The organism is Streptomyces sp. NBC_00080, from assembly GCF_045041255.1.
GTDB lineage: Bacteria > Actinomycetota > Actinomycetes > Streptomycetales > Streptomycetaceae > Streptomyces > Streptomyces coriariae.
On record NZ_CP108235.1, the window covers coordinates 5,334,776 to 5,356,946 of the forward strand.

Consider the following 22,171-nt stretch of genomic DNA (forward strand, 5'->3'; position numbering starts at 1 on the left):
GGGGATGTCTCTCAGCTCGACAGATCCACCCGGATGGTGAGCAGCCCCGTCCCCAGGGCCCGGACGGCCGTGCTGTTGCCCCGGGGCAGGGTGCGCAGCCGGGCCACCGGGTCGTCGTCGGGCAGCAATTGGGCCGTGCCCGAGTGCCACCGTCCTCCCAGCCGCACCCGCACCCGCGGATCGGCCTTGATGTTGCGGACGTACTGCGACCGTTCGCCGAACTCCGAGACCAGCCAGAAGACGTCACCGACCCGGCGGCCGCCCAGCGGGGTGCGCCGGGGCAGGCCGGAGACACGGCCCGTGGTCTCCAGGAGCGTGTGGAACGGCAGGCGGCGCATGAGGGGGTTGGCGACGTACCGCTGGAGGGCGGTGGTCGCGCGGAAACGGAGGTCGCTGGAACGGGTCATGATCCGTGGGACTCCTTCACGCACAGGTTTGTTGCTTCAATGGTCCCCGACGCCGTCGGCGCGACGAGAGCGGGTGGCTGCACATGCGCGTGGTGACCTGGAACCTGTGGTGGCGGTTCGGCCCCTGGCGGGAACGCCAGAAGGCCATCCTGGCCGTCCTGCGCGAGCTGGACCCCGACGTGGTCGGCCTCCAGGAGGTGTGGGCGGCCGGCGCCGAGAACCTCGCCGAGTGGCTGGCCGACGAACTCGGTCTGCACTGCACCTGGGCCCCGTCACCGGCCCCCGAACGCTGGCGCAAGCGGATCACGGAGCCCGAGGCCGGTTCGGTCGACATAGGCAACGCGGTGCTGAGCCGCTGGCCGGTGGTGGAACGGGAGACGCTGGTCCTGCCCGCGCCCCCCGACCTGGCCGACGGCCGCGCGGCCCTCTACGCGCGCGTGGCCGCCCCCTCCTTCGACATCCCCTTCTTCACCACCCACCTCACCTCGGCCGGCCACGCCTCGGCGGTGCGCCGCGCCCAGGTCACCGCGCTCGCGGAACTCGTCGCCCGGCACCGCGGCGGCACCCCCTTCCCGCCCGTCGTCACCGGTGACTTCAACGCCTGGCCGGACTCCGACGAGGTGCGCCTCTTCGGCGGCACGAGGACCGCGTCGGCCGTCCCCGGACAGGTCCTCTACGACGCCTGGGACTACGCCGACCCGACCGCCCCCGCCGCCACCTGGTCCCCCGAGAACCCCTACGCGGCCCGCGTGCTGGAACCCGCCGTCCGCATCGACTACATCCACGTGGGCCCGCCCGGCCCGGTCGGCGAGGGCCATGTCCGGCACGTCCGCCGCGCGGGCCACGGCCCCGTGGACGGAGTCTGGCCCTCGGACCACGCGGCCGTGGTCGCGGACCTGGCGGAGGAGGGGACGGCGATCATCTAGGCCGTGGCCCGACCCGCGTCACCCGGCCCCGCCGTCTCACCCATCCCCTGCGTCCCACCCGTCGCCTCCGCGCCCTCCGTACCGAAGGCGCGGGCGACGGTGAGGCTGTCCTCGTACACGTGGTGCCGGCTGACCAGGCCGCCCTCGATCGTGAGGTGCAGCGCGAACCGGGCGCGGTAGGCCCGCCCGGTGGAGCGGGCGGTCTGGCGGATCTCGCCGAGCACGACCGCCTCGTCACCGTCGACGAGGACGCGTTCGATCACGGTGGCCGCCTGCCCGGGCACGTGGTGCTCGACGAGCTCGCGGTAGTGGGCGGCGGCGTCGGCACGGGTGGCCCGGTGGCGGATCCACGGGGTGGCGCTCCGCGCACGGCCGTGCTCGTCCTGCGGCCAGTCCAGCTTCCAGTCGCTCCGCTCGGCGTACAGCTCCGCGATGCGCTCGGGGTCCCCTTCGCCGATCCGGCGGAGCAGTTCCCGCACCACGGCGCGGGGAGTCGTGGGCGTGGCTGAGGACACGGGGGATCCTTCCGATGCGGAAGCCGCGTCCCACTGACGCGACGAGGCCGCCATCATCACCGGCGGGGACGGCCCGAAGCGATTACCTCCGACGTAACCGCCGGTCTCGCGACGGGAGTTGTGTACCGGCGGGCGGCCGATCGGGTGGGTGCGGGTACGGCAACGAAAGCCGACAAGGAGTGCCTGAATCCGGCACTGACATCGATGGCGCGGAGCGGCGAGGATCTTCGTACCGACCGCCAGACCACGGAGGGACCCACCTTGAAGCCCATGAGATCCCTGAGACGGCACCGTGCCGCCCTGCTCCTCACGGCCACCGCGCTGACGCCGGCGCTCCTCCTCACCACCCCGGCGTTCGCCACCGACGCGACGACGGCAACGGTCCCGGCGACGACCACGGCGGCGTCGGTGGTGACGACCGATACGCCGGTGGACGAGATGTCCGAGGAGGAGCTCCGTGTCGCGATCGCGCGCATCCTGGCGGACGAGGACAGCGGCAAGCGGGTCCTCCGGGAGGCCAACGAGGCCCTCGACGGCACCGCGGAGGACATGCGCACCTTCCTGAAGACCGGCTACCGCCTGGCCCAGGCCGAGGACGACGCCGTCGCCATCGGTCGCATCCTGGCGGACGAGGACTCCGGCAAGGCGGTCGTCCGGGAGGCCGGCAAGGCTCTCGACATCGGCACCCCGGAGGCTCTGCGCGCCTTCCTGGAGACGGGCTACCGCCTGGCCCAGGCCGAGGACGACCGCGTCGCCGTGGCCCGCATCCTGGCCGACCCGAAGATCAGCGCCGCCCTGCGCGCCGCAGCCGAGGAGGTCATCGACGGGACGCCGGAGGAGCTGCGGTACTTCCTGGAGGTCGGCCGGTACGAGGTCGACGGCTAGGACTTGTCCGCCGGGCGGGTGTTACCCTCCCGGCGGTCAAGATCGAAACGGGGGAGCCGATGTCGGCCAGGTCGAGCAGGGGCACGCGGGCCGTCGCGGCGGCACTCTGCACCGTCACGCTGGTGGCGGGCTGCGCGTCGGGCTCCGACGCGGACGGGCCCACGAGTCACCCCACGCAGGACCTGAGCATCACCGCCGAGGTCGGCGAGCGCTTCACGCTCTCCGTGCCGGAGAACGCGTCCACCCGCGAGCACTGGTTCGTGGTCGCCCCGCAGCCGGACGCGTCGGTGGTCCGCGCCGCCGACCGCGGCTACGAGCCGGCCGATGACGGCAAGTCGGTCGGCGGCGGCGGCACCCTCGTCCTCACCTTCGAGGCCACCGGCAGGGGCAGCACCCGGATCGTGCTGCTGCACTGCACGTTCCCCACGGCGGACACCGCGGCCTGCGGCGGCGGCGCCAGCCCGTCCCCGTCCCCGACCTCGACCCCGACGGCCGAGCCGGAGCGGGTCACCTACCGGGTCGACGTGCACTGACGGCGTCGAGCAGGGCGGCGCAGCCGGTGCGGGTCCGTGATCCACGGGTGGTGGACCGAGTCGCCCTTCGGCCGCTACTGAGCGACCTCACCGTTTCCGAACCACCACGCCACTTGCCCGGTCCGGTCGGCCCAGGCGTCCAGCGCGCTCTCGAGGGCGGCCGGATCCGTGGAGCGCTCGATCGTGATCACGGCGAAGCGCAGGGTGGCAGGGGACTCGACCAGCCCGCCCAGTCCTTCGACGGCTTCGTGCAGTGCGGTCAGGGCTTCCGCTGTGAAGGTTCCGGCCTCCGGAGCGGCCTGGACGCAGAGCCAGGGGCCCTGTCGCGTCACCTCGAACTCCCCGTCGTCCGAGATCCGCAGCACGTCACCGGCCGCGCATCCCAGGACCAGCCCCGGACTTCCGGCCAACTCGAAGAGATCCCCGTCGAGCGTGCGCGCGGGAAGCACCTCGTAGGCGGGCCGCCCGTTGCCGGCATACCCGGCGAGCAGCCTGACGTGCGTGTCGGCGGTGGGGAGCGTTGCAGACGTCATGGGCACGATCGTTTCATCCCGGCACGGACCGCCGGGCGCCGACGGTCCTGGCAGCGGAGGCGCCGGCGCCTGCGGCAGGTCACCCCAGGGCGTTCATCCATGCGGCCTGCGCTCTCTTCCACTCTCGTGCGCAGCCGCGCGCCCGGCCTGCGGGAAGTGTGTCCGTGCCGATCACGTCCGCGTGGTTCGCCGGGGCGGCTCCGTAGAGGTAGCAGAGGTAGGTCACGGCGCGCTCGTGGTCCGTGGAGTGTTCGTCTGCCTGACCGTCGTCCTCGTGCTCGTACGTGATCGCGGACAGGCGCCATGTCTCGGCGACGTCGAGCAGTCGCTCCTCTCCCTCCGCTCCCTGGCGGAGCAGCATGAGGGCGGCGAACTGGTCGGCGAAGTCCTCCTCCTTACCCCTCACCGCGAGGTCGAGGACGTCGATCACGGCGTGTGCGCTCTCGTGGAACAGCGATTCCAGCAGGACGGCGGACAGGGCGTCGTCGGAGAGACCCTGGCCGGCGTCCTGATAGAGGCCCCGTGTCTCAGAGATCTCGTCGTAGCAGATCTCCACTTCACGGGTCTGGGGGTCGTAGGAGGGTCCTTCACCGTCGCAGGACCGAACGGTCATCACGACCGGCGGGTTCAGCCGCACCAGAGCGGTGACGTGCCGCACGGCCTCCTCCGGCAGCCGCCGTTCCCGGACGAACGCCGCGTCGTCCGCGTCCGGGCCGGACGGCCGGTCATAGCGGACGGTGAAGCTCGCTTCAGCGGTACTCGGGCCGTCGGCCGCGTTCGTCTGGCAGGCGGTGGTGAGGACGAGGGCCAGCGGCAGTGTCGCGGATCGCAGGGCAGTGCGGCCTCGACCCTGCCTGCCGGAACTCCCGTTCCCGCTCGTGCGCATCGGCACCACACCCCCTCTTCGCCGAAGCCGACTCAAGTCGACTGCTCGGCAGCTCAGTTACGGCGCTGTCGAGTATGCCGTCGCGTTGTCACGGGTTCGTACGAACGGGCCTGCTTCGCACATGGTTCCGTCGCGGGACGGGAAACTCCGGCACGTGAGCTGATCCGCCGAGTTCCTGCCGCCGTCCCCGTCCCGCCGCCGTCCCTGTCGTCGCCTCCGCCCGCGTCTTCGTCCGAGAGGAAGCCTGCGTGAGTCAAGTGGACCTGCTCCTGGCCGTGTTGACGGCATTCGGCGTGGTGTACGCCGTGCTCGGCGTGCTGTGGTGGATCACCGACCGGGCCGACCGGGCCGCCGTCGCGCGGGTGGACGGGACGCGCGTCGACCCGTACCACGCGGTTGCCACGATCGACGGTGACCAGGGCGCGGACCGGGCCGCCGCCGAGCTGCTGCTGGCCGGCCTGATCCGGATCGAGGAGGACGGAGGCGACGGTCACCGACGCGGGCGCGGACACCGCCCGGACGCCGGAGCATCCGGTGCCGGCCGCCGTACTGGTCACGCTGCGCGGTAAGGCCGGGCCGTGGCCGCTGAACCGGCTGTATGTGGACGCCGAGCACTGCCGGCGGCGCGGCCTCTTCCTGCGGGCCGAGGACGCCAGGTGGCCGCGTTGGTCGGGGCACGCCGAGGGCCGCCTCCAGATCGCCGCGATCCTGGTCGCCCCGCTGCTCGCGGGGTGGCTCGCCGCCCAGCTGATGTACGTGAGCGGGGCGTTCTCCGCGGGTGCGACCGAGCTCGTGGCGGGCGTGGTCGCGGGCCTGCTGACGTGGGTCGTGTTCGCGCTGGTGCTGCACGTGGTGGTGATGATCGTGTGGCCGGAGCGTCGGGACCGGTTCGCGGAGTACTGCCGGGGCCTCCCGCCGCACCCGGCCGAGGACGCCCTCGACGCGGCGCACCGCGAGCGGCTCGGCCGGGTCATGGCGTACGGCCCCCCGTCGGAGCCGGACAGATGGCCGCTCGACACTCCCGGCGCGTTCTGACGCCGATGCCGCCCGGATGACAATCGATGCCGACCGGTCGGTATGGACAGTGGATCGTTCCGCAGGTAGAGATGGGACCGTCACTCGCGACGACGCCGTCGACAGAGCCGTACGCAGCGAAAGGCCTCCCATGCGCATCGCCGTCACGATCTTCCTCACCGACGAGACGATCACCCCCACCCGCCTCGCCCGTGAGCTGGAGCAGCGCGGCTTCGCCGGGCTCTATCTGCCCGAGCACACGCACATCCCCGTCGAGCGCACCAGCCCCTACCCGGCCGGCGGCGACCTGCCCCGCGAGTACGGCCGCACCCTCGACCCCTTCGTCGCCCTCGGTCAGGCGGCGGCGGTGACGCAGACGCTGGGCCTCGGCACCGGCATCACGCTCGTCGCCCAGCACGACCCGATCGACCTCGCCAAGCAGATCGCCACCGTCGACCACCTGTCGGGCGGCCGCCTCACCCTGGGGCTCGGCTACGGCTGGAACGTGGAGGAGGCCGCCGACCACGGCGTCGAGTGGCGTACCCGCCGCGAGCTGGTCCGGGACCGGATGCGGCTGATGCAGGCCCTGTGGGCTGAGCAACCGACGGCGTACGAAGGTGAGTTCGGCAGTGTCCGCGCCAGCACGGCGTACCCCAAGCCGGTGCAGAAGCCGCGCGGGCCGGTCACCGGCCCCCGCACCCTCGTCGGCGGTGCCGCGGGACCGAAGCTCTTCTCGCACATCGGCGAGTACGCCGACGGCTGGCTGCCGATCGGCGGCCGCGGCCTCTCCGAGGCGCTCCCCGTGCTGCGCTCGGCGTGGGCGGACGCGGGCCGCGAGCCGGACGCGCTCCAGGTCGTGCCGTACGCCGTCCAGCCGTCCCCCGGCAAGCTCGCGTACTACGCCGAGCTGGGTATCGAGGAGGTCGTGGTGCAGCTGCCGCCGGTGGGGGAGGCGGAGGCGCTGCGCGCCCTGGACGAGTTCGCGCCGTACCTCTAGGGCCCGTTCGCGTTCCGGCCTTCACGACCCGTTCTTCTTCGCCGACGGCCCGAAGTCGGGCGGCCACAGCTCGTCCCCGGCGGGCTCGTCGTCGCCCGGCCGCCAACCCGGGTCCACGGCGCAGGGCGTGGAGGTGCCGCCGGCGAAGTAGTCGCGGTCCGCGTACCACTGGAAGGACATGCGCTCGTCGCCGTCCGAACGCGAGGCGTACAGAGCCCAGTAGTCCCCGGAGACGTTCTCCCGGTAGGAGGTGATGTCCCAGCCGGTGTCCTCCAGATGGTCGCGCAGCCGGCGCAGACCGGGGACCGCCTGCCCGGCGGGGACGTGGTCGAGCGCCCAGCTGTGACTGACGCGGTAGGCGCCGTCGACGGTCTCGTCGGTCAGACCGCCCCGGTAGCAGTGGTCGGAGCCGACCGTGTTCTCGGTGGAGACCCCGATCTCCTCGACACCGGGCCTGACGGTGCGGGTGAACCCGAGGACGTCGTACGCCTCCCGGGAGCGGTCGACCGCCCGGCTCACCATCTCCTCGGGCGCGACCCGCGGGAAGTCCGACGCGTCCTTCGTCACCACGGCGATCCAGCCGACGAAGGCGAGGACGAGGAGCAGCGGCACGGCGACGAGCACCGCGCAGCCGATGCCGAAGGCCCGCGCGGCGGTGCGGCCGGTCGCGGCGGGTGCGGGTGCCGGTACGGCGGTGGTGGCGGGAGCGGTGGTGATCTCCTCGGGCATGCGGCGACCGTAGGCCCGCCGGGGTGCACGGGGCATCGGTACGGCTGCGTACGGGGGAGGGGTACGCGTACTCAGAGCCCGTGGCGGCGGGGTCCGGGCCGGGGCCCCGGCGCCGCTGCCGGTTCCGTTCCGGGCCCCGGTCCCGCCCCGGGCTCGGAAAACGTGATCGTATGCTCGAAGGATGACGACTTCCGCGACCTCCGGAACCGGCCCCGGCCCGACCCCCGGCCCCACCGAGAACTCCATGCGTCGCGCTCTCAAACGGGCTCGTGACGGCGTAGCCCTGGACGCCGGCGAGGCGGCCGTGCTGCTCCAGGCGCGCGGCGAGCAGCTGGAGGACCTCGCCGCCTCCGCCGCCCGGGTGCGGGACGCCGGCCTGGAAGCGGCCGGCCGGCCCGGTGTCATCACGTACTCGAAGAGCGTCTTCATCCCGCTCACCCGGCTCTGCCGTGACAAGTGCCACTACTGCACCTTCGTCACCGTCCCCGGCAAGCTGCGCCGGGCCGGACACGGGATGTTCATGTCGCCCGACGAGGTGCTCGACATCGCCCGGCGCGGTGCCGCCCTCGGCTGCAAGGAAGCCCTCATCACCCTCGGCGACAAGCCGGAGGACCGCTGGCCGGAGGCGCGCGAGTGGCTCGACGCGCACGGCTACGACGACACCATCGCCTATGTCCGCGCCATCTCCATCCGCATCCTCGAGGAGACGGGACTGCTGCCGCACCTCAACCCCGGGGTGCTGAGCTGGACCGACTTCCAGCGGCTGAAGCCCGTCGCGCCCAGCATGGGCATGATGCTGGAGACCACCGCCACCCGGCTGTGGTCCGAGCCCGGCGGCCCCCACCACGGCTCCCCGGACAAGGAGCCCGCCGTCCGGCTGCGCGTCCTGGAGGACGCCGGCCGCTCCTCCGTCCCGTTCACCTCCGGGATCCTGATCGGCATCGGCGAGACCTACGAGGAGCGCGCCGAGTCGCTGTTCGCGCTGCGCAAGATCTCCCGCGCCTACCACGGCGTCCAGGAGCTGATCATCCAGAACTTCCGCGCCAAGCCGGACACCGCGATGCGCGGCATGCCGGACGCGGAACTCGACGAACTGGTCGCGACCGTGGCCGTGGCCCGCCACATCATGGGCCCGGCCGCCTGCCTCCAGGCCCCGCCCAACCTCGTCGACAGCGAGTACGAGCGGCTGATCGGGGCCGGGATCGACGACTGGGGCGGGGTGTCCCCGCTCACCATCGACCACGTCAACCCCGAGCGCCCCTGGCCGCAGATCGACGAACTCGCCGAGAAGTCGGCGGCGGCCGGCTTCGCCCTGCGGGAACGTCTCTGCGTCTACCCGGAGTTCGTCCGGCGCGGCGAGCCGTGGCTCGACCCGCGGCTGCTGCCGCACGTGCGCGCGCTGGCCGACCCGGAGACGGGACTGGCCGTGTCGGACGCCGTCGTCGAGGGCCGCCCCTGGCAGGAGCCGGAGGAGGTGTTCGTGCCGTCCGGCCGTACCGACCTGCACCGCACCATCGACACCGACGGCCGGACCTCCGACCGCCGCGACGACTTCGACGAGGTGTACGGCGACTGGGGCGCCCTGCGCGAGGCGGCCGCCCCCGGCATGGTGCCGGAGCGCATCGACACGGACGTACGCCAGGCCCTCGCGACGGCCGCCGACGATCCGACGAAGCTCACCGACGACGAGGCCCTCGCCCTGCTCCACGCGGACGGCCCGGCCCTGGACGCCCTGACCCGCATCGCGGACGACGTCCGCCGTTCGACCGTCGGCGACGACGTCACGTACATCGTCACGCGGAACATCAACTTCACCAACGTCTGCTACACGGGCTGCCGTTTCTGCGCCTTCGCGCAGCGCCGCACCGACGCCGACGCCTACACGCTCTCCCTCGACCAGGTCGCCGACCGGGCCCAACAGGCCTGGGAACTGGGCGCGGTGGAGGTCTGCATGCAGGGCGGCATCCACCCGGACCTGCCCGGCACCGCCTACTTCGACATCGCCAAGGCGGTGAAGGAGCGGGTCCCCGGCATGCATGTGCACGCCTTCTCGCCGATGGAGGTCGTCAACGGCGCGACCCGCACCGGCCTGTCGATCCGCGAGTGGCTGACCGCGGCGAAGGAGGCCGGGCTCGACTCCATCCCCGGCACGGCGGCCGAGATCCTGGACGACGAGGTCCGCTGGGTGCTGACCAAGGGCAAGCTGCCCGCCGCGACCTGGATCGAGGTCGTCACGACGGCGCACGAGCTCGGGATCCGGTCGTCCTCGACGATGATGTACGGCCATGTCGACCAGCCCCGGCACTGGCTGGGTCACCTGCGGACCCTGGCCGGGATCCAGCAGCGGACCGGCGGCTTCACGGAGTTCGTCACCCTCCCGTTCATCCACACGAACGCGCCGGTGTACCTGGCGGGCATCTCCCGCCCCGGTCCGACCATGCGGGACAACCGGGCGGTGACGGCGATGGCCCGGCTGCTCCTGCACCCGCACATCCCCAACATCCAGACCAGCTGGGTGAAACTGGGCTCGGAGGGGGCCGCCGAGATGCTCCGCTCGGGAGCGAACGACCTGGGCGGCACGCTGATGGAGGAGACGATCTCGCGGATGGCGGGCTCGTCGTACGGCTCCTACAAGTCCGTCAAGGACCTGATCGCGGTCGCGGACGCGGCGGGCCGCCCGGCCAGGCCGCGGACGACGCTGTACGGCGAGGTGCCGCAGGAGCGGCGGCTGGCGGCCTCGGCGTCGGACGGGCATCTGCCGGAACTGCTGCCGGTGCTGGACTGAGGGGATCGCTCAGGGACTATTCAGGGACCGGGGAGCGGGCCCCTCGCAGTACGATGATCGGGCCCCGACCGGAGGGGTCCCGTAGCTGAGGAGATGCGTGCCCGTGCCTGCCCGACGGCTTCCCTCCTGGGTTTGGGTCACCGGCCTGACGACCGGCGCGATCGCCGCAGTCGTCTTCCTGACGGCGCAGGCCGAACAGGGCCCGCACCCGACGGCGTCGGCGGCGAGCCGCCCGAACGCCTCGGCGTCGGCGGGCGCGCAGCCCTCGGCCTCACCGAAACCGTCGGCCACCCCCAAGGCGGCCGAGGTGCCGGCCGGCTCGGGCACCGGCCGGCGGATCGTCTACTCGCTGGAGCAGCACCGGGTCTGGCTGGTCGACGCCGACGACACGGCCCGCCGCACCTTCACGGTCTGGCCCGGCACGGTGGACCCGGCCGTCGGCAGCTTCACGGTCTCGCTCCGCAAGGACGCCACCACGGGCTCCGACGGCGTGGCGATCGAGCACATCGTCTACTTCTCCGCCACCTCGGGCGTCAACATCGCCTTCTCCAACGCCGTCGACGGCTCCTCCCCGCCCCCGGCCGCCGCCGGCACGCAGACCGGCGGCATCCGGATGGCCAAGGCGGACGGGACGGCGCTGTGGGCGTTCGGCGAGACGGGGACGAAGGTCAGGGTCGTCGAGTAGGTCCCGGAGCTTCGGGCGTCAGGCCCGGGAGTCGTCCCGCGCCTGTCCGGTCGGCAGCTGGTTCACGATCAGCACGACCCCGGCGAACAGGAAGGCCCGGGTCGCCGCGTCCAGCCCGTTCCAGGTGTCCGACTGCCACATCGAGAACCACTCCCCGCCGATCGCGATGAACCCGGCGCCGAACAGCAGCATCACCATGACCAGCCCGTACGTGGACAGCGACCGACCGCGTATGTCGTCCCGCCGCGCCCAGAACCACGTCCCGGCGGCCAGCACCACCCCCGCGACGGTCTCCCACGCGATGATCGCGACGTAGGCGGCGTCCTGAAGCCCCTTGCTCGTCACCGCCCGCCACATCACGTCGTCGTCCTTGAACGTCGTGTCCATCGCCAGCACATGCCGCACGAACTGCTGGTTCGTGCCGAAGTCCGTGATGTTCCCGAAGGCGACGAGAAGCATGTAGAGCGCGACCGTCCCGGTGAGGAGGGCGGCGGTGAGCGGAAGCACGCGTGACGCGTGTGGGATACGTGTGGTGGGGGTGGTCATGCCGGTGTCCTTACCCCACCAGGTCTTCATCACCCCTCCACCGGACAGCACGTGCACGGGGCCGGAACGGAGCGCTGTTCGATTACAGTGACGGACGTCGTATGTACGCACGGTGCGGGAGGACTGGGTGGGTGCGACTGCCGGGCCCGTCTGGGGCCGTGCCGAACAGCAGGACTTCCGCAGCCGGGTGCGTGGCACGCTGCTGGGCGCGGCCGTCGGGGACGCCCTCGGGGCGCCCGTCGACGGGCTCGGGATCGAGGACATCCGGCAGGAGCACGGGCCCGAGGGCATCGTGGACCTGGCCCCCGCGCACGGGCGGCGCGGCGCGGTCACCCATCTCACCCAGCTGACCCTGTTCACCGTGGACGGGCTGATCCGCGCCCAGGTGCGGCGGGACACCGGCGCCTGGCATCCGCCGACCGATCTGCACCGGGCGTATCTGAGATGGGCGGCCACCCAGCGCGACTGGGGTCCCGACCTGCGCCGCAAGGACGACGGCTGGCTGGCCCGGGAGGAGTGGCTGTACGCCCGGCGCGATCCGACCCGGACGCTGCTGCTCGGGCTCGGCGACGAGGTCATGGGCACCCTGGACTCGCCCAAGAGCCCCGGCGCGGCCGGGCCCGAGGTGGTTCCCCGGTCGGTGCCCTTCGGGCTGCTCGTCGGCTGGGAGCCCCAACTGGTCGCCCAGCTCGCCGTCGAGTGCGCCGCCCAGACCCACGGCCACCCCACGGCGTACCTCGCGGCGGCCGCGTACGCCGTCACCGTGCACGCGCTGGCCTGCGGCGAGAGTCTCGACGGCGCGGTGCAGCGGGCACTCGCGCTGCTGGCCGCGCGGCCGGGCCACGAGGCGGTGTCGGAGGCGTTGCAGCACGCGCTGGGTGCCGTACGGCAGGGGTTGCCGGGTCCTGCGAGGGTGGAGGAGCTCGCGGGCGCGGGGACCGCGGAGGCCGTGCTGGCGGGTGCCGTCTACTGCGCGCTCGTCGCGGAGGACGTCCGGCACGGGCTGCGGCTCGCGGTGAACCACGGTGCGCCCTCGGGGCCGACCGCCGCCCTCGCGGGCGGCCTGCTCGGCGCCCTGCACGGCGAGACGGCCCTCCCCCCGGCCTGGCTGGCCGAGCTGGAGGGCCGTCCCACGATCCTGGAACTGGCCGACGACTTCGCCATGGAGATGACCCAGGGGCCGGCCCTGCACGGTCCCGCCGGGGCGTCCCCGGGCTGGATGGCCCGGTACCCCAGGGGCGGCTAGTCCGTCACCGCCGTGGGGACCTCGTCCTTGGGCCGCGGCAGCTGCGCGGCGGCCGAAGCGCTGCCGTCCCCGTCCGTGTTGATCTGCTCGATGAGCGCCAGGCGTTCCGGGGTGTCCTCGGGCTTGATGAACCCGATGAGGATGTAGAGGACCAGCGACACGGCCAGCGGGATCGACACCTGGTACTGGAGCGGCACTCCGCCGTCGACGTTCCAGTTGATCGGGTAGTTGACCAGCCAGAAGGCCAGCAGACCCATCGACCAGCTGGTCAGCGCGGCCGTCGGGCCGGAGCGGCGGAACGGACGCAGCAGGCCCAGCATCATCGGGATCGCCATCGGGCCCATCAGTCCGGCCACCCACTTGATGACGACCGTGATGATGTCCTTGAAGGCGGGGGAGTTGACCTGCGTGGCCGCCGCCATCGACAGACCCAGGAAGACGACGGTCGCCACCCGCGCCGCGATCAGCCCGGACCGCTGGTTCCACTCCCGCGCCCTGGCCCAGATCACCGGCGCGCAGTCCCGGGTGAAGACGGCGGCGATGGCGTTGGCGTCGGACGAGCACATGGCCATCGTGTGGGAGAAGAAGCCGACGATGACGAGCCCCAGCAGGCCGTGCGGCAGCAGCTGTTCGGTCATCAGGGCATAGGAGTCGGAGCCGTCCGGCTTGTTCGACGTCACCAGCAGCGGCGACATCCACATCGGGAAGAACAGCACCAGCGGCCAGACCAGCCACAGCACCGCCGACAGCCGCGCCGACCGCTCGGCCTCCTTCGGGGTGGCCGTGGCCATGTACCGCTGGGCCTGGTTGAGCATGCCGCCGTTGTACTCGAAGAGCTTGATGAACAGGAACGCGAGCAGGAACACGGTTCCGTACTGGGCGACCAGGGGCTTGTCGTGGCCCTGGAGCGCCGGCTGGTCCCAGGCGTCCAGGAACCCGATGCCCTTGTCGTTCAGCTTCAGCACGACGGCGACGAACATCGCGACGCCGGCCAGCAACTGGATCACGAACTGGCCGAGTTCGGTCAGCGCGTCCGCCCACAGACCGCCGATCGTGCAGTAGACGGCGGTGATCGCGCCGGTGATGAGGATGCCCTGGTTGAGGGAGATCCCGGTGAAGACGGACAGCAGGGTCGCGATGGCGGCCCACTTCGCGCCGACGTCCACGATCTTCAGCAGCATCCCCGACCAGGCCAGTGCCTGCTGGGTCTTGAGGTCGTAGCGGTTCTTCAGATACTCCAGCGGGGAAGCCACGTGGAGCCGCGACCGCAGCCGGTTGATGCGCGGCGCGAACAGCTTCGAGCCGATGGCGATGCCGAGTGCGATGGGGAAGGACCAGGTGACGAAGGAGGTGACGCCGTAGGTGTAGGCGATACCCGCGTACCCGGTGAACATCACCGCGCTGTAGCCCGACATGTGGTGCGAGATGCCGGACAGCCACCAGGGCATCTTGCCGCCGGCGGTGAAGAAGTCGCTCACGTTGTCGACGCGCTTGTGCGACCAGACGCCGATCGCGACCATCACGCCGAAATAGCCGATGAGCACGGCCCAGTCGAGACCGTTCATGTGCGCCCTCCCAGGGTTCAGACCGGCGTTCAGTCCGGCGCTCATCGTGGGCGCTGCTGCGTGAACACGACAAGTAACCGTAAGGTCAAAGGGAGGTAAAGGAATTCGGTATGGTGGTTCGCGTTCACCTACATGAACTCATCGCATCAGCTCCCCGGCGTTGACCAGCAACGACTGTCCGGTGATCGCCCGCGCCCGGTCCGACGCCAGGAACGCCGCCGCGTCCGCCACATCCCCGTCCGTCGCCAGCTCGGGCAACGCCATCCGCTCGGTGAGCCGCCCCAGCACCTCCTCCTGCGCCACCCCCTCCGTCTGCGCGGTGAACTGGACGTAGGCCTGCACCGGCGGTCCCCACATCCACCCCGGCAGCACGGTGTTGACCCGGATCCGGTGCGGCCCCCACTCCCGCGCGAGCGAGTACATGGCACTGGTCAGCGCACCCTTGGAGGCCGCGTACGCCGCCTGCCGCACCTGTGAGGGAGCCGCCACGGCGGACTGCGTCCCGATGAACACCACCGACCCGCCCCGCACCCGCAGCCCGGCCAGGCAGGCCCGCGTCATCCGCAGCGACCCCAGCAGGTTCACGTCGATCACCGACTGCCAGGTCGTGAAGTCGGCGTCCTCCACCCCGCCGAAGCAGGAGTCCCAGGCCGCCACGTTCACCACGGCGTCGATCCCGCCGAACCGCTCCCGCGCCAGCTCCGCGAGCGCCTCGCAGCTCCCCTCGTCGGTGATGTCGGTGACCCGGTACGCCGTACGCGCCCCCTCCGGATCGATACCGGCCGCGCTCTTCGCGAGATTCGCCTCGGTCCGCGCCCCCAGCACGGCGTTCCCGCCGTCCCGGACGACCGCGGCGGCGACCTGGTGTCCGAGCCCGGCGCCGACTCCCGAGACGACGACGGTCTTGCCGGTGAGCAGTGACATCGGGACCCCCTGGCCTCTGGCGCATTATCTGACGGAGCGTCAGAGTATGGGCCAGTCACCGAGGATGGGGAAGAGCATGCGCGAGGAGACGCACAGCGACACGCACAGCGAGACGTACGCCGAACTGGCCGCCGTCGGCCCCTACGGGGTGCGCCCCGGCCACGCCCTGATCACCATGGTCGAACCGCACCCCGGCCACGAGTACGCCTACAACCGCTGGTACGAGGACGACCACTACTACGCCGGCGCGATGGCGATGCCCTGGATGTACGCCGGCCGCAGGTGGGTGGCGACCCGCGACCTCCAGCTCCTGCGCCGGCCGGAGAAGTCGGCGATCGCCCGGCCGGTCACCGCCGGCTGCTACCTCTCCACCTACTGGATCACCGACGGCCGCTACGACGACCACATGAAGTGGACGGTCGCCATCAACAAGCGCCTCAACCGCGACGCCCGCGTCTACCAGGACCGCACCCACGTCTTCACGGCGTTCCAGGACCACGAGACGACCGTGTACCGGGACGGCGCCGCCGGTCCCCGCGACTTCCACGCCCTGGACCATCCGTACGCGGGCCTGGTGCTCGAGGTGATCGACACCGACTCGGCGCAGCAGCGCGCCGAACTCCTGGAGTGGCTGCGCGCCCGCCACCTCCCCAAGCGGGTGGCAGGCTCCCCGACGGCCATGGTCACGGTCTTCCGCCCCACCCCGCTCCCCGGCGACCGCATGACCTACGTCAAGCAGGTCGAGGGCGTCGACACCCGCCTGACCCTCCTGTGGTTCCTGGAAACCGACCCGAGGGACTGCTGGGACCCGCACTTCACCGGCCTGGAGGAGGCGCTGACGGAGTCGGGCCTGGGCCGGGTGGAACTGCTCGCACCCTTCATCCCGACGGTCCCGGGCACGGACCGCCATGTGACCGAGCTGCGCACTCCGAGCACGTCCGGCGGTTGAGGACGAGGCCCGTTGAGGGCCGAAGCGGGGGCCTGGGGGGGGCAGCCCCCAGAGGCACCGGCGTCAGGCCACGCTCACTTCAACTCGTCCGGACACGGCGTGCCCCGCGGCAGCTGATAGGGCGCGGCCAGCCGGTACACCCCCGCCCGCGGAGCGACCAGCATCGTCCACTTGTCCCCCTCCGCGTCCTCCTCCGTCTCGAACAGACACCCGTCGACGTTGTCGTACGTCTTCGGCTCCCCCTCGACCCGGTCCTTGGACGCGTCCGTCTCCTGCGGCGGCTTCAGGCTCTTGCCCTGCGCGTCGACGACGCTCAGCCACGGCGAGTACGGGATCCGGATCAGGATCCGCCCCGCCTTCTTCACGTCGATCGTCATCTCGTCCTGCTTGGCCCGCTGCACCACCGCGTTCGGCTCGGCGAGCGAGGCGGGGTCGGTGACCTTGAACAGCTGCCAGTTGGCGTCGCCCCAGATCTGCACCAGATACGGCAGCCCCCGCTGCACCAGCTCCCGCTCCCGTTCGCCGCCGTCCCCGTCCAGCGCCTCCTTGGGGACGACGACGAAGTGCACGGCCCACCGCTGGAGCCACTCGTGGTAGTTCGCCGAGTTGAGGGTGTCGTCGTAGAAGAGCGGGTTGCGCTCCATGTCGGCCTGGCGGTTCCAGCCCCGGGCGAGGTTGACGTACGGCGCGAGCGCGGACGCCTCGCGGTGCGAGCGGGCCGGTACGACCTCCACCCGCCCCTTCTCCGCGCCGATCTCCTGGAGTTCGTTGACGAGCGGCGCCAGCTCACGCGCCCAGGAGGCCGCCGGGGTCGTCCGCAGGACGTCGTCGACCGACTTGAAGCCGATCCAGCCCACGAACCCGCAGAACGCCACGACGATCGCGTACCACTTGCGGCTGCGCGGCACGGCGAACGGCAGCGCCGCCATCAGCACCACGCCCGTGAACAGCATCGCGAGACGCGTGATGTTGGACCCGATCTGCGAGCTGATCAGCCACACCAGCAGGACCCCGAGCCCGTACACCGCCGAGGTGATCCGTACCGTCTTCCAGTCGCGCGGGACGACCGCGAAGACGGCCACCGCGGACAGCAGCGGCAGCGACGCCGAACCGAAGGACATCGGCTGGGTGCCGGAGAACGGGAACAGCCAGGCGGACAGGGCGACCACGGCCGTCGGCGCGAGCCCCAACGCCCACGCGCCCGGCCGCCGCTTCTGGAGGAACAGCGCGGCGGCGACGAGCCCCACGAAGAGCCCCGCCACCGGCGAGCCCATCGTGGCGAGCGCGGCGAGCGGGGCGGCGCACAGCGCCTTCGCCCAGCGTTTGTAGCGCCAGCGGTACGGCCAGCAGAACACGACGGCGACCGCGCCCAGCGCGAACGTGTTGCCGAGCCCGAACGTCACGCGCCCGGAAGCCGCGTTGCACAGCAGGGCGAAGACCCCGGCCAGCGCCGGCCACAGCGGGTTCTTCACCGGCCGGCAGCGCAGCAGGATCAGGGTGAGCAGCCCCGCCGACAGCGTCCCGGCGATCATCATCGTCGTCCGGACGCCGAGCAGGGACATCAGATACGGCGACACCATGCTGTACGACACCGGGTGCATGCCGCCGTACCAGGCGAGGTTGTACGCGGAGTCCGGGTGCCGGCCGACGAACTCGGCCCAGGCGTCCTGCGCCGCGAGGTCGCCACCACTGTTCGCGAACGTGAAGAACCAGACGAGGTGCAGGACGCCGGACAGTCCCGTCATGGACAGCACGGGATGGCGTCGCAGCCGGCCGCCCAGCCGGTCGAGCGCGGATCTCACCCGGGACGGCTCACGCGCGTCGCCCGCGTCGCCCGTACGGCCGTCCGCAGGGTCGTCCGCACGGCTGTCCGCCGCGTCGGGGTCCGGGACGTGGTCCCGTTCGAGCTCTACCATCGCGCCATGGCCGGCACGGTCGCCGCGGTCGTCACGGTCGTGGTCGCCCGACTGCGGGGCGGGCACCCTCGGTCGCGCGTCGGCGTCCGGGTCCGGACCGGTGTCGTCGGCGCGTGTCGGCTCCGCAGTGGCCACCTGAAGGCACTCCCCGTGTCCCGTCTTCTGCTCTCGGCCGCATGCCGTTCGCGTCCGCTTCACGGCTGCGTCCTTGCGACCGGCGACCTGTCCCGTTTCGTGACGCTAGCACGCACCCCGCCGGGCGGCTGCCCGACGGGGTGACGCAGGCGTACGTGCGGGGCCGCGGGTCAGCCGATGCGTGTCAGCTTGTCCGAGAAGCCCGGCTCGGTCAGATCGGACTGCAGGGCGACGGGCACCTTCACGGCACTGCTGGTGCCGTCCCCGACGGTGAGCGTGCCCACCTGGGTGCCGGCCTTCGCCGTGTGCGGCACGTCGTCGGCGGTGAAGGACAGCTTCACGGTCATGCCCGCCCAGCCGACCGCCGAGACGTCCTTGGTGATGACGACGGGCGTTCGGCCACCGAGCCGGTCGTCCACGTACCCGACGACGTCGCCCTTCTTGAGGATCTTCGCCGAGGTGAGCGCGTCCTGGGCGGCGAGCAGCGCCGTCTTGCTGACCGCGTTGACCGTTTCGAGGATCTTCGGCTTGTGCTGGCCGAGGACCGCGCCGACGAGGGTCACCGTCTGCCCGTTCACCTTCTTGCGGGAGGCGAAGAGCAGGTTGCCGCCGGCCGCGGTGGTGCTGCCGGTCTTGATGCCGATCGCGCCGATGTAGTACGGCAGGGTGTTGTAGTTGTTCCAGTACTTGCCGGACGGGTCGGTCCAGCTGGCCGCGCTGGAGATGGAGACCAGGGCCGGGACCTTCACGAACGCGCGGCCGAGCTTCACCTGGTCCTCGGCCGTGGAGACGGTGGTCTCCTTCAGGCCCGAGGGGTCGGTGTACGTCGTGTCGCTCATCCCCAGTTCCTTGGCGGTGGCGTTCATCTTCTTCACGAACGCCGCCTCCGTACCCGCGTCCCAGCGCGCGAGCAGCCGCGCGATGTTGTTGGCGGAGGGGATCAGGACGGCCGACAGGGCCTGCTTCTCGGTGAGCCGGTCACCGGCCTTGACGGTGTTGAGCGTCGACTCGTCGCCGGAGACGTCGTAGCCGCCCTCCTTCTCCGCCGTGGCGTCGACCTCGATCTCCGGGCCTTCCTCCCCGGCCTTCATCGGGTGGTCCTTGAGGATGATGTACGCCGTCATGGTCTTGGCGACCGAGCCGATCGCCACGGGCGTCTGCTTGCCGAAGCTGCCCACCGTGCCGACGCCGTCGGCGTCCATCCAGCCCTGCCCCTCACTCGGCCAGGGCAACTGCGTCTTGCCGCCCTCGAAGGTGTACGAGTCCTCCGCGGTGAGGGCCAACGCGGTCGCCGGCAGCGGCCGCACAGCCTGCGCGATCGCAAACGCGACCAGCAGCAGGATGACCAGGGGCGTCCAGATCTTGAGCCGCCGTCCGAGCGTGCGCAGCGGGGTGGGCGGGGGCGGCGGGGTGTTCGTCAGCTCCGCCAGCAGGTCCAGCGGCGGCCTCGGCGGCAGCGGCTGCTGGGTGGTGCGCTCGGGACCGACCTGCGGGACCAGGGCGGTGACGTCGGCCTGCTTCGGCGGCCGGGGCTCGTCGAGCGGCTTGAGCGCGACGAACTTGCTGGTCCGCTCGGCAGGGGCCTCGGGCTCGGCCGGCCGGCCGGCCTTCGGGGCATCCTTCGGAGCGGCCTCGTCCTCGTCCGGCTCGGGCTTGGTGGCGCCGCCCAGCTTCAGCATGGTGGTCGGCTGGTCGACGGCGGGCTTGGGCCGGGGCGCCTTGAAGACGGCGGTGGGCTGGTCGACGGGGGAGTGGTCGGGCTCGTCGGCGTCGGCGTCGGTGCCGGTGCCGGTGCCGGTGTCGGCTTCGGCGTCCTCGGCCCGACCGGGCTCGGCGGCTTCGGCGGCTTCCTCGTCGGTGTCCGACGCCCACTTCGGCGCGGGCTTGGCGGCCGACTTGGGCGTGGACTCGGACGCGGCCCCGGAGGCGGCCTGGGCCTCGGCGCCCGGCTTCGCGTCGGAGGGATCGTCAGCTTTGCCGGGTTCGTCGGATCCGTCGGCTACCGCGGTGTCGCTCGCGGAACGTTCCTCCGCCTCGGCGCCGGTGCCCCGGTCCGAGGTGTCCTCGTCCGAGGCACCCCCGTCCGCCGCCGAGTCCGTCGCGGGCTCCGGTGCGGAGCTCTTGTCGTCCGCCGAGGCCACCCACTGGGCCACGGCCTCCCGCAGGCGCTCGTCGCTGCCCCCGGAAGCGCCCCCGGCGCTCCTTGAGGCGCTCTCGGCCGCCTCGGCGCCCTCAGGGCCGTCCTGGGCGTCCTCGGGGCCACTCTCGGCGTCCTCGGCCTCGGTGGATCCGGTCCTGGCGGCCGTAGCGCTGTTTTCGGCCTCTGTGGCCTCGGTGGCCTCGGTGGCCTCGGTGGCCTCCGCGGGCTCCTCGGCGTCGTCGGCCCCGGCCCCGCCCTCTGGCTCCTCGGCCTCCGTGGCGTCCTCGGCGGACTCGCTCGCCGTGGTCTCGTCGCCGTCCTCGGTCCCCGTGGGCTCCTCGCCCTCCTCGGGCTCCGCGGACGCCTCGGGCTGTTCGGACTCCGCGGTCTTCAGGTCCCGTACCGAGAACACTCGCGTCGCCGTGTCCACGCCGCCCCGTGACGCCGACGGCTCGGCCTCCCGCGCCACGGCCACCCGCGGATCGCGGACTTCGCGGGAATCGCGAGGCTCACGCGCCTCGGGAACCGCGCTCGCGCTCCCCGACGTCGGTTCTGCCGACGACTCGCGCTGCTTCGACCTGTCGGGGGACTCGCCCGCCACCGATGCCTCCTCCTGTGCCGCACGCCCACCGCGCGCTCGTGCCGAACCGTGAACCGCCCGCCCGAAACACGCCTCACGGCATGTCCGAACCATGTACCAGTGTCCTGTGTAGAGGGCTTGGCTCCTGCGGTAGACGAGAACGACATACCTACTGGTTCCACTACAAACAGGTCACGCACCCTCGACAGACCAATGTGAGAGGGGTCACCCTGTCATTCATCCACGCGGGGAGGCATGGATGGGCAGGAGCCGCAGAACAATTCCGGAAGAGCTTTTGTTGCTGGCGCTGGACCCGACCACGGGTACCACCGCACAGCCGCAGTCGCTCGACCTCGGTCTGGCCGGAGCACAGCTAGTGGAGCTGGCGCTGGCCGGACGGATAGCCCCTGACGGGGATCGTATCGCCGTGGTGTCCCCACGGCCGACTGGAGACCCAACGCTGGACTGCGCGTTGGAGTTGCTGCGAAGGCGTGGCGCTCCTGTACGTGCCGTCCACTGGATCGGCGGGCCGCGTCTCGGGCTACGCCAGACCTACCTCTCGCATCTGGAGCGGTGCGGCATGGTTCATGCCGTGGCGGGACAGATGTGCGGAGTGCTGCCGACGACTCGCTACCAGGCGACGGACACCGACATCAGCCGGGAGATCAAGGCCCGGCTGGACTCCGCGATCCGCACCGGCGTACCGCCGGACCCGCGGACCGCGGCGCTCGCCGCACTGGCGCACGCGGTCGGCCTCGGCAAGCACCTGTACCCGGGCAACGAGGGACGTTCGTCCCGCTCCCGGCTGCGGGATCTGATCAGGCACGACCCGATGGGCGGCCTCGTGGCGCACGCCGTGATGGACGTCCAGAACGGCGCGGTGGCACAGCCGCGCCGTAACCAGGCACCACCCGGCCGGCAGGCCGGACCCGGTGCCAGGCCCGCACCGGAACCCGCCCGTGGCGTTCCGGCGCAGCCGCACCGCGGTCCCATGGCGCGTGTCGTGGCTCACTGAGCCGCAGTCCCACGACATCGCGCCGGCCGGGCCGGAGAACCGCAGGGCGTAGGAACCGCAGGACGTAAGACCCGCAGGGCCAGTTGGACCCGTCGGACACAGGACCCGTTCCGGGAGCCGCAGCGGCCGCGCGGGGTGGTGGACGTATCGATCCGCCACCCCGCGCGGACGCATGTCGGGGGACGGACCCGAACTGGCGTGTACCCGCCGCATATCCACCGTTTTCCAGCGGTAGAAAGCGCCTTGGTGGCAGTCTGCTG

General features: G+C 71.9%; 21 protein-coding genes. 11 read left to right on the top strand and 10 right to left on the bottom strand.

All coding sequences use genetic code 11. The annotated features are described in order from the left end of the window. Nucleotides 1-11: 11 nt before the first annotated feature. A complete protein-coding gene (locus OHU34_RS23960) occupies nucleotides 12-407 on the bottom strand; it encodes a nitroreductase/quinone reductase family protein (RefSeq protein ID WP_142264823.1) in 396 nt (131 codons plus the stop codon). Between the two features lie 83 nt (nucleotides 408-490). Between OHU34_RS23960 and OHU34_RS23965 the strand changes: the two genes are divergently transcribed. Then, a complete protein-coding gene (locus OHU34_RS23965) occupies nucleotides 491-1,333 on the top strand; it encodes an endonuclease/exonuclease/phosphatase family protein (RefSeq protein ID WP_142264822.1) in 843 nt (280 codons plus the stop codon). On the opposite strand, the gene OHU34_RS23970 is transcribed toward OHU34_RS23965, so the two are convergent. Next, on the bottom strand, nucleotides 1,330-1,848 hold the full coding sequence (locus OHU34_RS23970; RefSeq protein ID WP_142264821.1) for a nuclear transport factor 2 family protein: 519 nt from the start codon (nucleotides 1,846-1,848) through the stop codon (nucleotides 1,330-1,332). The two genes, OHU34_RS23965 and OHU34_RS23970, sit on opposite strands and share 4 nt — an antisense overlap. 279 nt (nucleotides 1,849-2,127) lie before the next feature. Here OHU34_RS23970 and OHU34_RS23975 point away from each other — a divergent pair, with 279 nt between their 5' ends. Both OHU34_RS23975 and OHU34_RS23980 read left to right on the top strand, forming a co-directional pair. Beyond that, the gene (locus OHU34_RS23975) at nucleotides 2,128-2,733 is read left to right on the top strand and encodes an ALF repeat-containing protein (protein ID WP_230195440.1); all 606 of its coding nucleotides are present in this window, start codon (nucleotides 2,128-2,130) and stop codon (nucleotides 2,731-2,733) included. Nucleotides 2,734-2,792: 59 nt separating this feature from the next. Then, nucleotides 2,793-3,266, top strand: a complete 474-nt coding sequence (locus tag OHU34_RS23980; protein ID WP_405768226.1) for a protease inhibitor I42 family protein — start codon at nucleotides 2,793-2,795, stop codon at nucleotides 3,264-3,266. 74 nt (nucleotides 3,267-3,340) lie between these two features. Here OHU34_RS23980 and OHU34_RS23985 read toward each other — a convergent pair whose 3' ends face one another. Beyond that, nucleotides 3,341-3,799 (bottom strand): DUF4265 domain-containing protein, encoded by a 459-nt coding sequence (locus OHU34_RS23985; protein WP_405768229.1) that lies wholly within the window; start codon nucleotides 3,797-3,799, stop codon nucleotides 3,341-3,343. Nucleotides 3,800-3,878: 79 nt separating this feature from the next. Next, nucleotides 3,879-4,685 carry a DUF4344 domain-containing metallopeptidase gene (locus OHU34_RS23990; protein WP_142264817.1) on the bottom strand — a complete coding sequence of 269 codons (807 nt, stop codon included), beginning with the start codon at nucleotides 4,683-4,685 and terminating at the stop codon, nucleotides 3,879-3,881. A 248-nt stretch (nucleotides 4,686-4,933) separates the two neighbouring features. Between OHU34_RS23990 and OHU34_RS23995 the strand changes: the two genes are divergently transcribed. The 3 genes from OHU34_RS23995 (at nucleotide 4,934) to OHU34_RS24005 (ending at nucleotide 6,696) form a co-directional block, all read left to right on the top strand. Beyond that, entirely contained in the window at nucleotides 4,934-5,254 is a 321-nt protein-coding gene (locus tag OHU34_RS23995) for a hypothetical protein (protein ID WP_142264816.1), read from the top strand. Further along, on the top strand, nucleotides 5,220-5,720 hold the full coding sequence (locus tag OHU34_RS24000; RefSeq protein ID WP_405768233.1) for a hypothetical protein: 501 nt from the start codon (nucleotides 5,220-5,222) through the stop codon (nucleotides 5,718-5,720). Before OHU34_RS23995 ends, OHU34_RS24000 begins: the two co-directional genes overlap by 35 nt. Nucleotides 5,721-5,850: 130 nt before the next feature. After that, nucleotides 5,851-6,696: an LLM class F420-dependent oxidoreductase gene (locus OHU34_RS24005; RefSeq protein ID WP_405768235.1), complete on the top strand. Its 846-nt coding sequence runs from the start codon at nucleotides 5,851-5,853 to the stop codon at nucleotides 6,694-6,696. A 21-nt stretch (nucleotides 6,697-6,717) separates the two neighbouring features. Here OHU34_RS24005 and OHU34_RS24010 read toward each other — a convergent pair whose 3' ends face one another. After that, nucleotides 6,718-7,425, bottom strand: coding sequence for a hypothetical protein (locus tag OHU34_RS24010; protein WP_405768238.1), 708 nt, complete (start codon nucleotides 7,423-7,425; stop codon nucleotides 6,718-6,720). A 181-nt stretch (nucleotides 7,426-7,606) separates the two neighbouring features. On the opposite strand from OHU34_RS24010, the gene OHU34_RS24015 reads away from it, so the two are divergent. Continuing rightward, nucleotides 7,607-10,210, top strand: coding sequence for a bifunctional FO biosynthesis protein CofGH (locus tag OHU34_RS24015; RefSeq protein WP_142264812.1), 2,604 nt, complete (start codon nucleotides 7,607-7,609; stop codon nucleotides 10,208-10,210). Between the two features lie 97 nt (nucleotides 10,211-10,307). Further along, nucleotides 10,308-10,895, top strand: a complete 588-nt coding sequence (locus OHU34_RS24020) for a hypothetical protein (RefSeq protein WP_142264811.1) — start codon at nucleotides 10,308-10,310, stop codon at nucleotides 10,893-10,895. A gap of 18 nt (nucleotides 10,896-10,913) precedes the next feature. On the opposite strand, the gene OHU34_RS24025 is transcribed toward OHU34_RS24020, so the two are convergent. Beyond that, complete coding sequence (locus OHU34_RS24025) at nucleotides 10,914-11,441, bottom strand: DUF2165 domain-containing protein (protein ID WP_230195438.1); 528 nt, start codon at nucleotides 11,439-11,441, stop codon at nucleotides 10,914-10,916. 127 nt (nucleotides 11,442-11,568) lie between these two features. Here OHU34_RS24025 and OHU34_RS24030 point away from each other — a divergent pair, with 127 nt between their 5' ends. Beyond that, complete coding sequence (locus tag OHU34_RS24030) at nucleotides 11,569-12,687, top strand: ADP-ribosylglycohydrolase family protein (protein WP_142264809.1); 1,119 nt, start codon at nucleotides 11,569-11,571, stop codon at nucleotides 12,685-12,687. Here OHU34_RS24030 and OHU34_RS24035 read toward each other — a convergent pair. After that, on the bottom strand, nucleotides 12,684-14,252 hold the full coding sequence (locus OHU34_RS24035) for a sodium:solute symporter family protein (RefSeq protein WP_142264808.1): 1,569 nt from the start codon (nucleotides 14,250-14,252) through the stop codon (nucleotides 12,684-12,686). The genes OHU34_RS24030 and OHU34_RS24035 overlap by 4 nt on opposite strands. Nucleotides 14,253-14,390: 138 nt before the next feature. Then, on the bottom strand, nucleotides 14,391-15,176 hold the full coding sequence (locus OHU34_RS24040; RefSeq protein ID WP_020131964.1) for an SDR family oxidoreductase: 786 nt from the start codon (nucleotides 15,174-15,176) through the stop codon (nucleotides 14,391-14,393). A 76-nt stretch (nucleotides 15,177-15,252) separates the two neighbouring features. Between OHU34_RS24040 and OHU34_RS24045 the strand changes: the two genes are divergently transcribed. Further along, on the top strand, nucleotides 15,253-16,125 hold the full coding sequence (locus OHU34_RS24045; protein WP_142264807.1) for a hypothetical protein: 873 nt from the start codon (nucleotides 15,253-15,255) through the stop codon (nucleotides 16,123-16,125). Nucleotides 16,126-16,199: 74 nt separating this feature from the next. On the opposite strand, the gene OHU34_RS24050 is transcribed toward OHU34_RS24045, so the two are convergent. Both OHU34_RS24050 and OHU34_RS24055 read right to left on the bottom strand, forming a co-directional pair. Further along, on the bottom strand, nucleotides 16,200-18,176 hold the full coding sequence (locus tag OHU34_RS24050) for a DMT family transporter (RefSeq protein ID WP_142264806.1): 1,977 nt from the start codon (nucleotides 18,174-18,176) through the stop codon (nucleotides 16,200-16,202). A gap of 170 nt (nucleotides 18,177-18,346) precedes the next feature. Next, nucleotides 18,347-20,917, bottom strand: a complete 2,571-nt coding sequence (locus tag OHU34_RS24055) for a D-alanyl-D-alanine carboxypeptidase (RefSeq protein WP_405768243.1) — start codon at nucleotides 20,915-20,917, stop codon at nucleotides 18,347-18,349. A 238-nt stretch (nucleotides 20,918-21,155) separates the two neighbouring features. On the opposite strand from OHU34_RS24055, the gene OHU34_RS24060 reads away from it, so the two are divergent. After that, complete coding sequence (locus OHU34_RS24060; protein ID WP_028807190.1) at nucleotides 21,156-21,911, top strand: GPP34 family phosphoprotein; 756 nt, start codon at nucleotides 21,156-21,158, stop codon at nucleotides 21,909-21,911. Nucleotides 21,912-22,171 lie beyond the last annotated feature (260 nt).

Excerpts from the sequence above, each read along its gene's own strand:
- OHU34_RS23960 (WP_142264823.1), bottom strand. The coding sequence starts at position 407 with ATGACCCGTTCCAGCGACCTCCGTTTCCGCGCGACCACCGCCCTCCAG.
- OHU34_RS23965 (WP_142264822.1), top strand. The coding sequence starts at position 491 with ATGCGCGTGGTGACCTGGAACCTGTGGTGGCGGTTCGGCCCCTGGCGG.
- OHU34_RS23980 (WP_405768226.1), top strand. The coding sequence starts at position 2,793 with ATGTCGGCCAGGTCGAGCAGGGGCACGCGGGCCGTCGCGGCGGCACTC.
- OHU34_RS23985 (WP_405768229.1), bottom strand. The coding sequence starts at position 3,799 with ATGACGTCTGCAACGCTCCCCACCGCCGACACGCACGTCAGGCTGCTC.
- OHU34_RS23990 (WP_142264817.1), bottom strand. The coding sequence starts at position 4,685 with ATGCGCACGAGCGGGAACGGGAGTTCCGGCAGGCAGGGTCGAGGCCGC.
- OHU34_RS24005 (WP_405768235.1), top strand. The coding sequence starts at position 5,851 with ATGCGCATCGCCGTCACGATCTTCCTCACCGACGAGACGATCACCCCC.
- OHU34_RS24010 (WP_405768238.1), bottom strand. The coding sequence starts at position 7,425 with ATGCCCGAGGAGATCACCACCGCTCCCGCCACCACCGCCGTACCGGCA.
- OHU34_RS24015 (WP_142264812.1), top strand. The coding sequence starts at position 7,607 with ATGACGACTTCCGCGACCTCCGGAACCGGCCCCGGCCCGACCCCCGGC.
- OHU34_RS24025 (WP_230195438.1), bottom strand. The coding sequence starts at position 11,441 with ATGACCACCCCCACCACACGTATCCCACACGCGTCACGCGTGCTTCCG.
- OHU34_RS24035 (WP_142264808.1), bottom strand. The coding sequence starts at position 14,252 with ATGAACGGTCTCGACTGGGCCGTGCTCATCGGCTATTTCGGCGTGATG.
- OHU34_RS24040 (WP_020131964.1), bottom strand. The coding sequence starts at position 15,176 with ATGTCACTGCTCACCGGCAAGACCGTCGTCGTCTCGGGAGTCGGCGCC.
- OHU34_RS24045 (WP_142264807.1), top strand. The coding sequence starts at position 15,253 with ATGCGCGAGGAGACGCACAGCGACACGCACAGCGAGACGTACGCCGAA.
- OHU34_RS24060 (WP_028807190.1), top strand. The coding sequence starts at position 21,156 with ATGGGCAGGAGCCGCAGAACAATTCCGGAAGAGCTTTTGTTGCTGGCG.